The sequence below is a fragment of the Aquirufa sp. Wall-65K1 genome (assembly GCF_054558475.1).
The window spans coordinates 143,183-157,070 of record NZ_JBPXKD010000007.1; the positions used below are offsets into that span (position 1 = coordinate 143,183).

Annotated in this window: 10 protein-coding genes and 1 tRNA gene; 9 read left to right on the forward strand and 2 right to left on the reverse strand. The window is 39.2% G+C overall.

What is annotated here, in order from left to right:
- Positions 1-6 precede the first annotated feature (6 nt).
- Positions 7-618 carry a leucyl/phenylalanyl-tRNA--protein transferase gene (gene aat, locus ACST15_RS11280; protein WP_459454758.1) on the reverse strand — a complete coding sequence of 204 codons (612 nt, stop codon included), beginning with the start codon at positions 616-618 and terminating at the stop codon, positions 7-9.
- A gap of 226 nt (positions 619-844) precedes the next feature.
- Between aat and ACST15_RS11285 the strand changes: the two genes are divergently transcribed.
- The 8 genes from ACST15_RS11285 to ACST15_RS11320 all read left to right on the forward strand — a co-directional run bounded on the left by ACST15_RS11285 (position 845) and on the right by ACST15_RS11320 (position 10,722).
- Complete coding sequence (locus ACST15_RS11285; RefSeq protein ID WP_459454759.1) at positions 845-1,510, forward strand: GNAT family N-acetyltransferase; 666 nt, start codon at positions 845-847, stop codon at positions 1,508-1,510.
- Positions 1,511-1,512: 2 nt separating this feature from the next.
- Entirely contained in the window at positions 1,513-2,706 is a 1,194-nt protein-coding gene (gene argG / locus ACST15_RS11290) for an argininosuccinate synthase (protein WP_459454760.1), read from the forward strand.
- A 1-nt stretch (position 2,707) separates the two neighbouring features.
- Positions 2,708-3,658: an N-acetyl-gamma-glutamyl-phosphate reductase gene (argC, locus tag ACST15_RS11295; RefSeq protein WP_459454761.1), complete on the forward strand. Its 951-nt coding sequence runs from the start codon at positions 2,708-2,710 to the stop codon at positions 3,656-3,658.
- A gap of 41 nt (positions 3,659-3,699) precedes the next feature.
- Positions 3,700-4,827, forward strand: a complete 1,128-nt coding sequence (locus ACST15_RS11300; RefSeq protein ID WP_459454770.1) for an aspartate aminotransferase family protein — start codon at positions 3,700-3,702, stop codon at positions 4,825-4,827.
- Between the two features lie 122 nt (positions 4,828-4,949).
- Positions 4,950-7,067 (forward strand): peptidylprolyl isomerase, encoded by a 2,118-nt coding sequence (locus ACST15_RS11305; RefSeq protein ID WP_459454762.1) that lies wholly within the window; start codon positions 4,950-4,952, stop codon positions 7,065-7,067.
- Between the two features lie 72 nt (positions 7,068-7,139).
- A complete protein-coding gene (gldG, locus tag ACST15_RS11310; RefSeq protein WP_459454763.1) occupies positions 7,140-8,816 on the forward strand; it encodes a gliding motility-associated ABC transporter substrate-binding protein GldG in 1,677 nt (558 codons plus the stop codon).
- A 94-nt stretch (positions 8,817-8,910) separates the two neighbouring features.
- Positions 8,911-10,035, forward strand: a complete 1,125-nt coding sequence (gene dnaN / locus ACST15_RS11315; RefSeq protein ID WP_459454764.1) for a DNA polymerase III subunit beta — start codon at positions 8,911-8,913, stop codon at positions 10,033-10,035.
- A gap of 267 nt (positions 10,036-10,302) precedes the next feature.
- Positions 10,303-10,722, forward strand: coding sequence for a thioredoxin family protein (locus tag ACST15_RS11320; RefSeq protein WP_459454765.1), 420 nt, complete (start codon positions 10,303-10,305; stop codon positions 10,720-10,722).
- A 1,811-nt stretch (positions 10,723-12,533) separates the two neighbouring features.
- Here ACST15_RS11320 and ACST15_RS11325 read toward each other — a convergent pair.
- Positions 12,534-13,349: a TerC family protein gene (locus ACST15_RS11325; RefSeq protein ID WP_459454766.1), complete on the reverse strand. Its 816-nt coding sequence runs from the start codon at positions 13,347-13,349 to the stop codon at positions 12,534-12,536.
- A gap of 150 nt (positions 13,350-13,499) precedes the next feature.
- On the opposite strand from ACST15_RS11325, the gene ACST15_RS11330 reads away from it, so the two are divergent.
- Positions 13,500-13,574, forward strand: a tRNA-Val gene (locus ACST15_RS11330).
- The last annotated feature ends 314 nt before the right edge of the window (positions 13,575-13,888 follow it).

The window sequence follows — 13,888 nt, forward strand, 5'->3', positions numbered from 1 at the left end:
CCTAGTTCAATAATCCATTCCGGGCAATTGAAAATGGCAGGTCTTTTTTAAGGCCTTGGCTAATCGACTTTTATATTCCCTCCGACTGATTTCAATGGCTCCATAACGTAGCACATTGTCATTCATAAATTGGGTATCCAATAAAGAATATCCTTTCTCGCGCAATAAAACCATTAGGTAATGAAAGGCTACCTTGGATGAATTTGATACTAAACTAAACATGGATTCCCCAAAATAGGCCCCACCCAAAGCTACTCCATACAAGCCCCCTACCAATTCCCCATCTTGATATGCCTCCACAGAATGAGCAAAACCCCTCCGATTTAACTCGGTATAAGCTTGAATAATTTCCTCCGAAATCCAAGTTTCAGAGTCAGTAGACCTAGGTGCAGCACAAAACCGCATAACTGCTTCAAATTGCGTATCCACGCGTATTTCAAATATATGTTTATTTATTATGGAGCGCAAAGATTGGGCAGGTTTATAGGTATCAATCGGGATGATAGCTCTGGGATCTGGACTATACCAATGTATTTCACCCTCATCTGCCATGGGAAAAACCCCTTTGGCATAGGCATAAATTAATTGTTCGACTGATAATAGTTTAACCTCTTCCATGAAATAATTTGGAGATTATTCGCATTTCCCCGTTGAATTTCTGAAATTGCGAGCTAATTAGGACAAACTTAGGACGAACTACCTGGGTTTACAAAAAGAATGCAGATAAAATTATTATTCGTACATCTTACATCTCCTATCCGACGAAGGCGACGATACATCTTTAGGGTATGATCCCCTAGGGACCCGAAGAATGCTATTGTTTAATTTTTATCGTCGTTACTGAATGAATTCTTATACTGTTCAAGTTGCTAGTCAAGCCCATTTTGGCCTAGCAGAGTCTATTTGCCACGAAATGGCAGAATCGGCAAAAGCTCGTGGAACGGGTATTGCCAAAAGAACGCCTGAATACCTGCAAGAGAAAATGTCGGAAGGTAAGGCCATCATCGCCACTGATGACGTCACCGGTGGATTTGTGGGCTTTTGTTATATAGAAACCTGGCAACATGGAAAGTTTGTTGCTAACTCGGGATTAATCGTTAATCCTTCTTATCGGCAATATGGAGTAGCCAAAGCCGTAAAAGCTAAGGCCTTCGAATTATCTAGAACCCGCTATCCCGACGCCAAAATCATAGGTATCACCACTTCCCTAGCCGTGATGAAGATCAACTCGGACTTGGGATATGAACCCACTACTTTTTCTGAATTACCAGTAGATGATAATTTCTGGAAAGGCTGCGAATCTTGTGTCAACTATGATATTTTAACTCGGACTGAGCGAAAAATTTGCCTTTGCACTGGGATGATTTATGATCCCAATGCAGCAAAGAAGTCTATAGGCGATTCAGAGGAAAAATGGTTATTCCTCAAAAACATTGCTGATTTCAGCAAATTGAAAAAGATCAAAGAAAAATTATTAATGCCCTTTAAGAAAAAGGGGAAATCCAAATAAACATGAGCAAGCCGAAAGTAATTTTAGCCTTTAGTGGAGGATTAGATACCTCATTTTGTGTCAAATATTTAACCGAAGAGCGTGGCATGGAAGTGCACTCGGCATTGGTAGATACAGGTGGTTTTTCTCCGGAAGAATTAAAAGCCATTGAAGCCAAAGCCTATGCTTTAGGAGTTAGCTCACACGTTACTTTGGACGTGGTGGATTCTTATTATCAAGATTGCCTACGTTATTTGGTTTATGGCAATGTTTTGAAAAATAATACTTATCCGCTTTCTGTATCTGCTGAACGTGTATTTCAAGCCACGGCTGTGGCAAAATATGCTGAAAAATTAGGTGCCAAGGCCATCGCTCATGGAAGTACAGGGGCAGGAAATGACCAGGTTCGATTTGATGTGGTATTCCGCATCTTAGCTCCTGAATGTGAAGTCATTACGCCAATTCGTGATTTACAACTTTCACGTGAAGCTGAGATCGACTTTTTAAAATCTAAAGGTGTCGTTCAAGAATGGCATAAAGCCGCTTATTCCATCAATAAAGGCCTTTGGGGTACTTCGGTGGGCGGAAAAGAAACATTAACTTCTGATGGATATTTACCGGAAGAAGCTTGGCCTACTCAATTGACCAAAACTAGTCCAGAGAAAATTACTTTGGAATTTGAACAAGGAGAATTAGTTGGTATCAATGGAAAAAAATCCGCATCTAAAGTAGCTGCCATCCGCGAATTAACAGAATTAGCGGGTGCTTTTGCCATTGGAAGAGATATCCACGTAGGAGACACCATTATTGGTATCAAAGGTCGTGTGGGATTTGAAGCTCCTGCTCCTTTAATTATCATCAAGGCACACCATAGTTTAGAAAAACATATTTTGACCAAACATCAATTGTATTGGAAACAAAACATTGGTGATATGTACGGAACCTTGTTGCACGAAGGCCAGTTTCTAGAGCCTGTCATGCGCAACTTTGAAACATTCTTGGCAGATACCCAAAGCAATGTAACAGGAACTGTTCATGTACAATTAAACCCATATCAATTCCACATCCTAGGTATTGAATCGAAATACGATTTGATGTCCTCTGTTTTTGGAGCCTATGGAGAAATGAATAAAGCTTGGACGGGCGATGATGTAAGAGGTTTCTCTAAAATCGTCTCCAACCAAACCATGATACACCGGAAGGTAAACGAACAATAGTATGGCTAAAATAGGAATAGTAGGCGCAGCAGGATACACCGGAGGTGAATTATTACGGATTTTAGTCAATCATCCTGATGTGGAATTGACTTGTATATTATCTAATTCACAAGCTGGGAAATTGGTTTCTGATGTACACACAGATTTATTGGGTAGTACTTATGCCAAATTCACGGATACCTTAAAACCCGTGGATGTACTCTTTCTTTGCTCGGGTCACGGAGAATCCAAAAAATTTCTAGAGGCAAATGACATTCCTTGGCATACAAAAATCATTGATTTAAGTACCGACTACCGGGATGAATCGGATGGCTTTGTTTATGGTCTTCCCGAATTTCAAAAAGCCAAAATTCAAACGGCTCAAAAAATTGCGAATCCAGGATGTTTTGCCACATCCATTGAATTAGCTCTTTTGCCTTTGGCAGCTGCAGGAAAAATTACTGGCGATGTGCATGTTTCAGCCATCACAGGTAGTACTGGAGCCGGACAATCCTTATCCAGCACCAGTCATTTTTCTTGGAGAAATAATAATATTAGTATTTACAAAGCTTTCACCCATCAACATCTGGCAGAAATTGGTCAAACCTTAGCCTTTGGTAACAAGGCCCCTTTGATCCATTTCGTCCCTTATCGAGGAAATTTCTCCCGGGGAATCATGGCCAATGTATATACTCCATACACAGGTACTCTGGAAGAGGCCTTGGAATTATATAACGATTACTATGAGTCCTTACCCTTTGTCTTCGTCTCTAAAGCCAGCATTGATTTAAAGCAAGTGGTGAATACCAATAAATGTTTGTTGCACCTTGAAATCCACCAAGGACAATTATTGATTACTTCCATTATCGATAATTTAATCAAAGGAGCCTCTGGTCAAGCCGTGCAAAACATGAACATCATGCTCGGATGGAAAGAAGATGAAGGTCTACGATTAAAAGCCATTGGTTTTTAATTAGTATTTAATAGCTAGATTTTCATTCAAAAATTACGCATATCATGAATTTATTTGACGTATATCCACTTTATCCAATTGAACTTGTAAAAGCACAAGGAGTCATTTTATGGGATAAAAAGGGTCAAACATATATCGATTTATACGGGGGCCACGCCGTTATTTCCATCGGACATTCTCATCCCTATTATGTGGCCAAATTGACGGAACAATTGCAGAACATAGGATTTTATTCCAATTCTGTGATCATTCCAGGTCAGGAAGAGCTAGCAGAAAAGCTAGGGAAATTATCAGGTTACCCTGATTATCAATTGTTTTTAACCAATTCAGGGGCTGAATCCAATGAAAATGCCTTAAAATTGGCATCCTTTCATACGGGACGCAAAAAAGTGGTGGCATTTAAAAATGCGTTCCATGGACGTACAGCTGGTGCAGTGGCTGTGACCGACAACCCAAGCATAGTAGCACCCATCAATGACACCTCTCATGTGAGTTTCCTTCCTCTCAATCAATTAGAAGGTTTAGATGAGGGAATTACTGAAGAAACAGCGGCGGTGATCGTGGAAGGAATACAGGGCGTAGGTGGTATTCAAGTAGCTGAAACGGAATTTTTGAAAGCCCTTAGAAAACGTTGTGATGAAACGGGAGCTCAATTAATATTGGATTCTGTACAATGCGGATACGGCCGTTCAGGTAAATTCTTCTCCCATCAGTATGCCGGTATTCAACCAGACATGATGACAACCGCCAAAGGCATGGGAAATGGTTTTCCTATGGGTGGGGTATTAATAGCACCGCACATTAAAGCCAGCTATGGCCTTTTGGGTACCACTTTTGGAGGTAATCACATGGCTTGTGCAGCAGGAAATGCGGTTTTGGATATCATCAAAGAGGAAAATTTAATTGAAAACGCCGCTAAAGTGGGTCAATATTTGATCGATCAATTAAGTCAATTCACCGCGGTCAAAGAAGTAAGAGGAAAAGGTTTGATGATTGGAATAGAATTCGAAGCGCCCGTTGGACCCATTCGTGATGCTTTATTATTTGATCACCATATCTTCTGTGGATACGCTGGAAAGCATACATTGCGCTTATTACCAAGTTTAGCTATTGACCAAAAGGTGGCTGATCAGTTTTTAGAAAGTTTGACCCAAGTCCTGAAAGCTTAAATTTCGGAGTTACATTCTGACAAAGGTTTGCTTTTTCATTAGAAATGTGATTATTTTGCGTTTCTTTTGTGAAAGGCTAAGGCTATTAAAAAAGACATTAAACAACTTATTATACATTATCAATGGCATTAATTACAAAAATTAGAGAGAAATCGGGAATCGCGGCAGCAGCAATCGCCATCAGTTTAATTTTATTTCTCATCGGTAGTGATATTTTCCAAGGAAGATCGTCTTTATTTGGCTCCAACAACCAAGAAGTAGGGGTAATTGCCGGTGAAAGCATTTTATTACCTGAATTTCAAAAGAAGGTAGAAGAGGCTACAGCCAATTACACGGCACAAACAGGAAAAGGTCCAGGTGAGCAAGAAGCCACTATGATACGTGATCAAGTTTGGAATCAATACATTTTGGATATTGCTTACAAAAAAGAGTTTGATGCCTTAGGTCTAAAAGTTTCTTCCGAAGAATTGATTGACATGGTTCAAGGAAATAATATCCACCCATCTGTTCGTCAGCAATTCACAAATCCACAAACAGGTCAGTTTGATAAGATTTTTGTGATTCAGTTTTTGAAAAACTTAAAGACAATGCCTGCACAGCAGCAACAAGGCTGGGCTAGTTTTGAGAAATCCATTGCTCAAGATCGTATTCGTTCAAAATATGAAAACCTTATCCGTTTATCTACATACGTAAACACGGCTGAAGCACAAAAAGAATACCAATCTCAAAATGCTAAATTTTCAGCTCGCTTCTTATACGTGCCTTTCTTCTCTATTCCTGATTCTACTATCAAGGTGAGTGATGCACAATTGGAAGAATATTTAGCTAAACACAAAGATCGTTTCAAAGGGGTTAACTCACGTTCCATCCAATATGCTACTTTCCCAGTTGTGCCTACGGCACAAGATACGGTTGAGTTTTACAACCAAATCAAGAAGTTAGCGAAAGACTTAGCTGTTGCACCGAATGATTCAGCTTTTGCCATGTTGAATTCCGATGTGCGCACACCTTATTTATTGGCTTACTCTGAAATTCCAGAAGCGGTTAAATCTCAATTAGGTACTTTCCAAGTGGGTGGTATTTATGGCCCATTCAAAAACGGATTGACTTATTCTATTTACAAATACGGCGGTGTTAAAAAAGATAGCTTGTTCACTGTTCGTGCCAGCCATATCTTGATTGCTCCGGCTAATAAAACAGATTCTGCTAAGGCACAAGCAAAACAAAGAGCAGAAAGCATCTTGACTCAAATCAAAGGTGGTGCAAGCTTTGAAACCTTGGCGCAATTGAACGGAATGGATGGTACTGCACAAAATGGTGGTGACCTAGGATATTTCAAAAACAATGGTGCTATGACCAAAGCCTTCGAAAAAGCTGTTTTCGGATTTAACGGTGCTGGTTTAATGCCGGGTGTGGTTGAAACTGAATTTGGATACCATATCGTTAAAATTACTGATGCGAAAACCAATACAGCTTACCGTTTAGCTGCTATCAACAAGACCATTGCTCCTTCACAAGCTACTTTAGACCGTGTTTATACACAAGCCGATGCATTTGCCAATGCCAATGGAACTTTAGGCGCGTTTGAGGCAGCTTTGAAAAAAGATAAAAACATCATCATGATGCGTGCTGAGCGCTTGTTAGAAAATGCGACTAGCATCAATAACCTAACGAATGCTCGTGAAATTGTGCGTTGGGCTTTTGATGAAGGTACTTCGATCGGTGATGGTTCTAAAAAAGTATTTGAACAAGACAATCAATACATTGTGGCTTATTTAACTGGTAAAACAGATAAAGACAATGTTAAAGTGGACGATTACCGTGAAGGTATTACCAACTTGGTTCGTGCTGAACTGAAAGGTGAAAAAATTGCTGCGAAATTGAGCACTATCAAAGGTAGCTTAGAGCAAATTGCTCAGAAATATGGTGCTGGTGCCTTGGTAGAGAATGTAGCTGATGTTACTTTATCTACGGGTATGTTAAATACTGCTGGTCCAGATGCGATAGCTCTAGGTAAAATTGCAGGTTTAAAAACTGGGAAAAGAAGTCAAGTATTCGTAGGAGACAATGGGGTTTACATTGCAGAAAAAACGGCTGCTGTAGCTGCTCCAGCTTTGGCGGATTATACCACGTATAAAACTCAGATTCAGTCGATGGGTATACAACGTACTTCTTACTACATCAATGAAGCCATTAAAGAAAATGCGAAGATTGTAGATAAGCGTTACAAATTCTATTAATCAAAATATCTTTTATCTTTGAAAAGCATTCTGCAAAGAATGCTTTTCTTGTTTGAAACCAATTTTATCTACATGAAACTGACAAAAAACAGCTTATGGGCCATCTTGATCGGATTGGGTTTTTTACTCATGATCATTAGTCCACAGCTTCGTTTACGTTGGGATTTAAGTGAAGAAAAGAAATTCACCTTGAGTGAATCCTCCATATCCGTATTGCAATCCTTGGATGGCCCAATCGCCATCAAAGTATATTTGGGTGGGCGTAATCTTCCAGGCGGCTTTAGAAGGCTAGAAAAAGCATTGATGGAGCTACTTGATGATGTTCGCGCACAAAGCCCGCAGCGCATCGATATAGAGCAAATAGACGTCTATAAAACCTATCCGAAGGAGAAAGATCGACAAGCTCTCATATTTTATTTAGATTCATTAGGCATCCCTCCTACCAATGTTGTCAATCAGGAAGATGGCCAACAAGTACAGCAATTGATATTTCCGGGTATCGTTATTGAGAAATCAGACCGCCAAGCTGCCATTTTGCTTTTGAAAGGAAATAAGCTGACTAGTCCACAAGAGGTATTAAATCAGTCGATTGAAGGCCTAGAGTACGAGTTGATGCAGGGAATCAGGCAGGTACAACAAAATCAAGAACGTAAAAAAATCGGTTTCTTTTTAGATCATAGTCAAGTACCCGCCATCAAACAACTGGATTTGATAGCTCAATTAAAAAAATCCTACGATTTATATCCGGTTGATTTATCACAATCCTTGACCCTTGACGGCTTGGATGCCATTTGTGTGATACAGCCTTCCATCAAATTCTCGATGGAAGATCAATACAAAATAGACCAATTTCTGGTTCAGGGCGGAAAGGGCATTTTCTTTTTGGATGGAGTTCGAATTGATACCTTGGAGAGGCAAGGCTTAATTGTGACTCCCCAGGAGATAGGTTTGCAAAACCTTTTGTTTCAATATGGCATCCGATTGAACGCTAATTTGGTGAAGGATGCGCAACTCTGTGGAGCCATTCCATTGGCGGTGGGCAACTTTGGTAACCAAGCTAATTTAGAATTAATGCCTTGGCCGGCATTCCCCTTGTTGAATGGAAATCCGAATTCGGTCATTACTAAAAACTTAGATGCGGTGTATGGGCATTTTGTTTCTAGCTTGGATACGGTACAAAGCGGCCAGCGTTTAAAACGGACAGCTTTATTAAAAACGAGTCCTTATACTCAAGTTCAAAAAACACCTGCCACCCTTCCCTTTTCAGCTTCTGGCAAAGAATTTGACCCGGCTAAATACCAGGGAGGATCGCAAGTGATTTCTTACATGCTGGAAGGTGCATTTCAGTCGGCCTTCACCAACCGTATTTTACCTACCGAAAAATTAGCGAAACCGTTTCAAGCCCAATCTGATAAAAAGGGAGCTTTGATCATTGTGGCCGACGGGGACATACCTTTGAATGGAGTGGACCCTAGTACCAAGGCGCCACTCCCGCTAGGATTTGATACTTTCGCGAAACATACCTTTGCCAATAAAGACTTTATTTTGAATGCTTTTCATTATTTATTGGATGATCAACAAGCCTTATTGGCCCGAAATAAAAATGTTCGTTTGAGGCCCTTGGATAAAGTCAAGGTAAAGGAAGACAAAAGCTTTTGGCAAGGTATAAATTTGGCTATTCCCATCGCTTTTGCGGGAATTATCAGCCTTTTGGTAATAGTCTACCGAAAGAAAAAATACAATGCCTGAAACCTTTGGTAGAATACCTAAATTATTTTAACTTCAAGGTTTGAATGCACCTGCAGGTGCCTTTATCACAAATACTCTTAAAACCATCCTATACATGAAATTTAATGTAGCTTCTAGTGTTCTTCTGAAACAAATCTCAGCCATCAATGGGGTTGTTGCGAGCAATCCAATCATTCCTATTTTAGAGAATATTTTAGTGGAATTGGAGGGCAATCAATTGACCTTAACGGCATCTGATTTACAAACGGTGATGACCACCACCTTGGATGTAGAAGGCTCAGAAAATGGATCTATTGCACTACCAGCACGTTTATTGTTGGAAACCCTTCGTAGCCTACCTGAGCAGCCTGTTACGATTATGGCAGATCAGGGTACCTTTGGGGCGGAAATTTCCACACAGAATGGTCGTTTTAAATTGAGCGGAGAAAATCCCATCGACTTCCCACGTATTCCAGAAGTAGCCAAAAATCAATCGATTAGTCTTTCTTCTTCTGTTTTGGGAGAAGCCATTGCTAATACCTTGTTGGCCGTTTCTAATGATGACATGCGTCCGGCTATGACAGGGGTTTTGATTCAAATGATGGGTGATCATACCAATTTTGTGGCTACTGACGGCCACCGTTTAGTTCGTTACCGCAGAACAGATATTCGTCCAGAGGCTCAAAGCAGCTTAATTTTACCTAAGAAAGCATTATCCTTATTGAAATCTACCCTACCGATGGACGATACCACGGTGAAAGTAGAATTCAGTCAGTCGAACGCCTTCTTTACCTTCCAAAGTTTCTCCTTGATTTGTCGGATTATCGACGAGCGTTTCCCAGAATACGAAAATGCGATTCCGAAGGAGAACAATGAGATTTTGACGATTAACCGCATGGAGTTTTTGAGTTCGGTGAAACGTATCTCGATTTATTCCAATAAGACAACGCATCAAATTCGCTTGAAATTAAGTGCCAATAAATTAACGCTTTCTGCAGAGGATTTAGATTATTCCAATGAGGCCAATGAGGTCTTGGCATGCGAATATGCTGGAAAAGATATGGAGATTGGATTCAATGCCAAATTGATATCGGAGCTATTGGGTAATTTAAGTGCGAAATATGTGGACATTAAATTGAGCGAACCGAACAAGGCAGGTTTAATCATTCCATCGGATCAAGATGAAAATGAGGATGTATTGTTATTGGTGATGCCGGTGATGTTGAACTCGTATAATTAAGAATGAAGAATGTAGAATGTAGAATGAAGAATGAAGAATGAAGAATGAAGAATGTAGAATGTAGAATTAAGTATGTAGAGTTTCAAACTTTATATTTTACATTTTGAAATTTAATGTTATCATGCTAGTTTTTCATTGCTGCAATTACTTCAAATATAATTTTTAACTTATTTATCCGTTATCAATTGTAAACTTAAAGCACAACCGATTCTTCATTCTTCATTCTTCATTCTACATTCTTCATTCTACATTCTACATTTAAACAATATGAAATATTTAGCTCTAACATTTTTACTATCCATTTCACTCGCTTCTTTTGCTAAAACGGCAGATGGTGATGGCATTGAATTTTTTCATGGAACGTTCAAGCAGGCATTAGCAAAGGCGAAGAAGGAGAACAAATTAATCTTTTTTGATGCTTATACTTCATGGTGTGGGCCATGTAAGGTATTGAAAACCAAAGTATTTCCAGACAAAGAATTGGGTGAATACATGAATGCGAAGTTCATTTCTATTGGTGTGGACATGGAAGCGGGTGAAGGTCCGCAATTGGCCAATATGTATCCAGTAGAAGGTTATCCAACTTTGATGTTCATGGATGCTTCGGGAAAGGTAAAGAAGAAGGTATTGGGTTTGCCTCGTGGTGGTGCTAAGGAGTTATTGACGGTAGCCAAATCTGTTAAATAATCAGTCCCTCATTCATAAAAAGGCTGTAAGGCTCTTTAAATAATGTTGGCTTCGAGAGTCTCAGACGATGTTGGCTTCGAGAGCCTCAGCCAACTGTAAATTGTGCTATTCGACATGTTCCGAAGGGTCATGTCGAATGATAGATCATTGGAATTTGTAATTCCGAAGATCATTCATTTGATACGGCTTTAATTTTTGACGCTTAGCTATGCCCTACGCAAGAGTGAAAAATGCGCCTACCGCTTCGTTCCAACCTTTCGTTGGGATTAACCTTTGAATGTAGCAAAATAGTGAATAGTGGTTAGGGATTAGTGTTTAGCTCTTAAATAGCATTTTGTAAATTAACAGTTGGCTTCGAGAGCCTCAGCCAACTGTTAATTTTTGTAGTAAGACACAACTACTCAATTTACTTCAAGTAGATGAGTTGGCTGAGGTTCTCGAAGCCAACCTTTAAAATTCAATTTGTAATCTTTTAATCGAACACTACTTCAGTACCATTTTCCAGGTATTTCTTTTTTTGGAGAAAAAAAAACAAAAAAACTTATAGGTAAATACGGTTAATCCTAAGACGAATTCCGCTTTGCGGAACCGATGCTCACTCCGCATACGGCTTTAATTTTTGACGCTTGGCTACGCCCTACGCAAGAGTCAAAAATGCGCCTACCGCTTCGCTCATGCTTCGTTCCCATCTTTCGTTGGGATTAACCGTTCAACTTAAAATAAAGGGATTAGTGTTTAGTAGTTAGTGCTAAGAATCTGATAATTAATCTATTCTATTTATCCAAGTAATTTCTAATCAATAGCAGGTCTCGTCGTTCAGCTCCAGCGAAAGGGAATGAACGCAGCGGTAGACGAGGTTTTGACAACGCGCAAGGGCGATGCCGCGTCGGCGTCAAAAGTATAGGCGATAGCGAAGTGAATCCCGGTTCTGCGTAGCAGAATTCGCCTTTGCTGGACGACAAAAAAAAGGTTTTTTTTGTTTCTTTTTTTTTGAAAAAAAAGAAATGCCTTGGTAAGCGCTATTTAAATAAAGTGATTGATTTAAAGAATATTTAAATATTCATCTTTCTTTTCATCAAATCACGTGGATTTTCTTTTTTTCATAAAAAAAGAAACAAAAAAACTTATTGGAAAGCGGTTAATCCTAAGTTGTTAGTTATTAGGGATTAGTTATTAGCATGTTGTGCGATATCCATTTTTAATTTATCATTCATCATTCACAATTTCCTTTTCGCTCCGTTCCCATCTTTCGTAGGATTAACCTATGTAATGTAGAATGTAGAAATATAGTGATTAGAGGTTAGGGATTAGTGTTTAGGTGTTAAATAGCATTTTGTAAATTAGCAGTTGGCTTCGAGAGCCTCAGCCAACTGTAAATTCTAACATAGCTATTAGACATGTTCCGAAGGGTCATGTCGAATGATAGATCATTGGAATTTGTAATTCCATAAATTTTCTAGGTATTTCTTTTTTGGGAGAAAAAAAGAAAGTCCTTAGTAATCAAAAACTAGGTAAAGGGTCAATTGAAAAGGATTTTAATGATTTAAATTGACTATTCGACATTACACTTAGTAGAACAAACAACTTATGATGTTGGCTTCGAGAGCCTCAGCCAACTGTAAATTTCTGGGCTAAGACATAAGTACTAATTTTAAAATAAGTGGATAAGTTGGCTGAGGTTCTCGAAGCCAACCATTACTATTTGAATTGAACCTTCGTAACTTTTTGAATATCAAGCAATTAGAAACTTGTATCTAAGTCCTTAATAACTTATCCCTAATCCCTAACAACTAATCACTAACAACTAATCACTAGATTATCCCCTTATCCCCTGCCTCGTTCTTCACATCCCGAATTTCCACGGCCTTGGTAGATTTCTTACGCATTTTGATGTTGATGAATTCCACGAAAAGTGAGAAAGCAATGGCAAAGTAGAGATAGCCTTTCGGGATTTGTCCGATGCTATTTCCTAGGATAATAAATTCCGAATCATGACTGGCCTCGGCAACTAGCATAAAACCGATCATAATTAAGAAGGACAGCCCTAGCACTTGCAAAGATGGATGTTGGTTAACGAAGCGACCAACGGGCCCTGAGAAGCCCATCATGATGAAGATGGAAATCACTACGGCGGTAATCATGATGAATATTTCATTGGTTAAACCAATGGCCGTCAGGACGGAATCAATGGAAAAGACTAAGTCGATTAATGCGATTTGAGTAACGACTTGGGCAAATTTAGCTTTAACGCTTTTTGATTTGGCTCCTTCGTGATGCTCTTCGCCTTCTAGCTTTTGGAAGATTTCATTGGTGGCTTTATAGAGTAGGAAAAGTCCGCCGACAAACAGGATTACTGCTTGACCTGTTGGGGCAATGGAGAGCCAATCCGAGCTAAAGTGCCAGAACGGTTTTTGGAGAGAAATAAGGTAAGAAAGTCCTAATAAAAGCATCACACGGAATGCCATAGCAAGGATTAGACCCAGGTTACGCGCTTTGGCTTGTTGTTCTTCAGGTAATTTATGCGCGGTGAGCGAGATGAAAATGATATTGTCTATACCCAGTACAACTTCCAAAAAGGTCAGGGTTAATAAGCTAAAGAGTCCGTTGAGGGAAAAAAGGTGTTCCATGTAATAATTTTTATGATTGCAAAGATGCTGGCTTTCTGCGAGATAGCCAACAAATAATAAAGGAGAGGAAAAATTTCTATATTTTTTTCAGAACAGGACTTGCAAAAAGCAGAAAAAACACGGATATTTGCAAACCAATTCAACGGAAAGGGTCTTATAGCTCAGCTGGTTCAGAGCACCTGCCTTACAAGCAGGGGGTCCTAGGTTCGAATCCTAGTGGGACCACAGAAACCACCTCATACGAGGTGGTTTTTTTTATTTTACGGCAATGGTAGCAAATCAAGTAGCAGATATTAGAATTAGTCAAAAAATGTTTCAGTAATTTTAATAAATACCTCTAATATTTAAATTTTCTTCATTTTTTTAATTGACAATAAGTTGTTCTAAATTAATATACCCAATTATAGACTTTTGTACTAACCCCCTAATAGACTGGACTAAATTTTAAAAAGAGTTTAGAACCAATTAAATTAGGGAAAATGAAAAGAGAAAGAAGAGTATTCAGTCCAGAAGACCGTCTAGCTATTATTCAAGAAGGT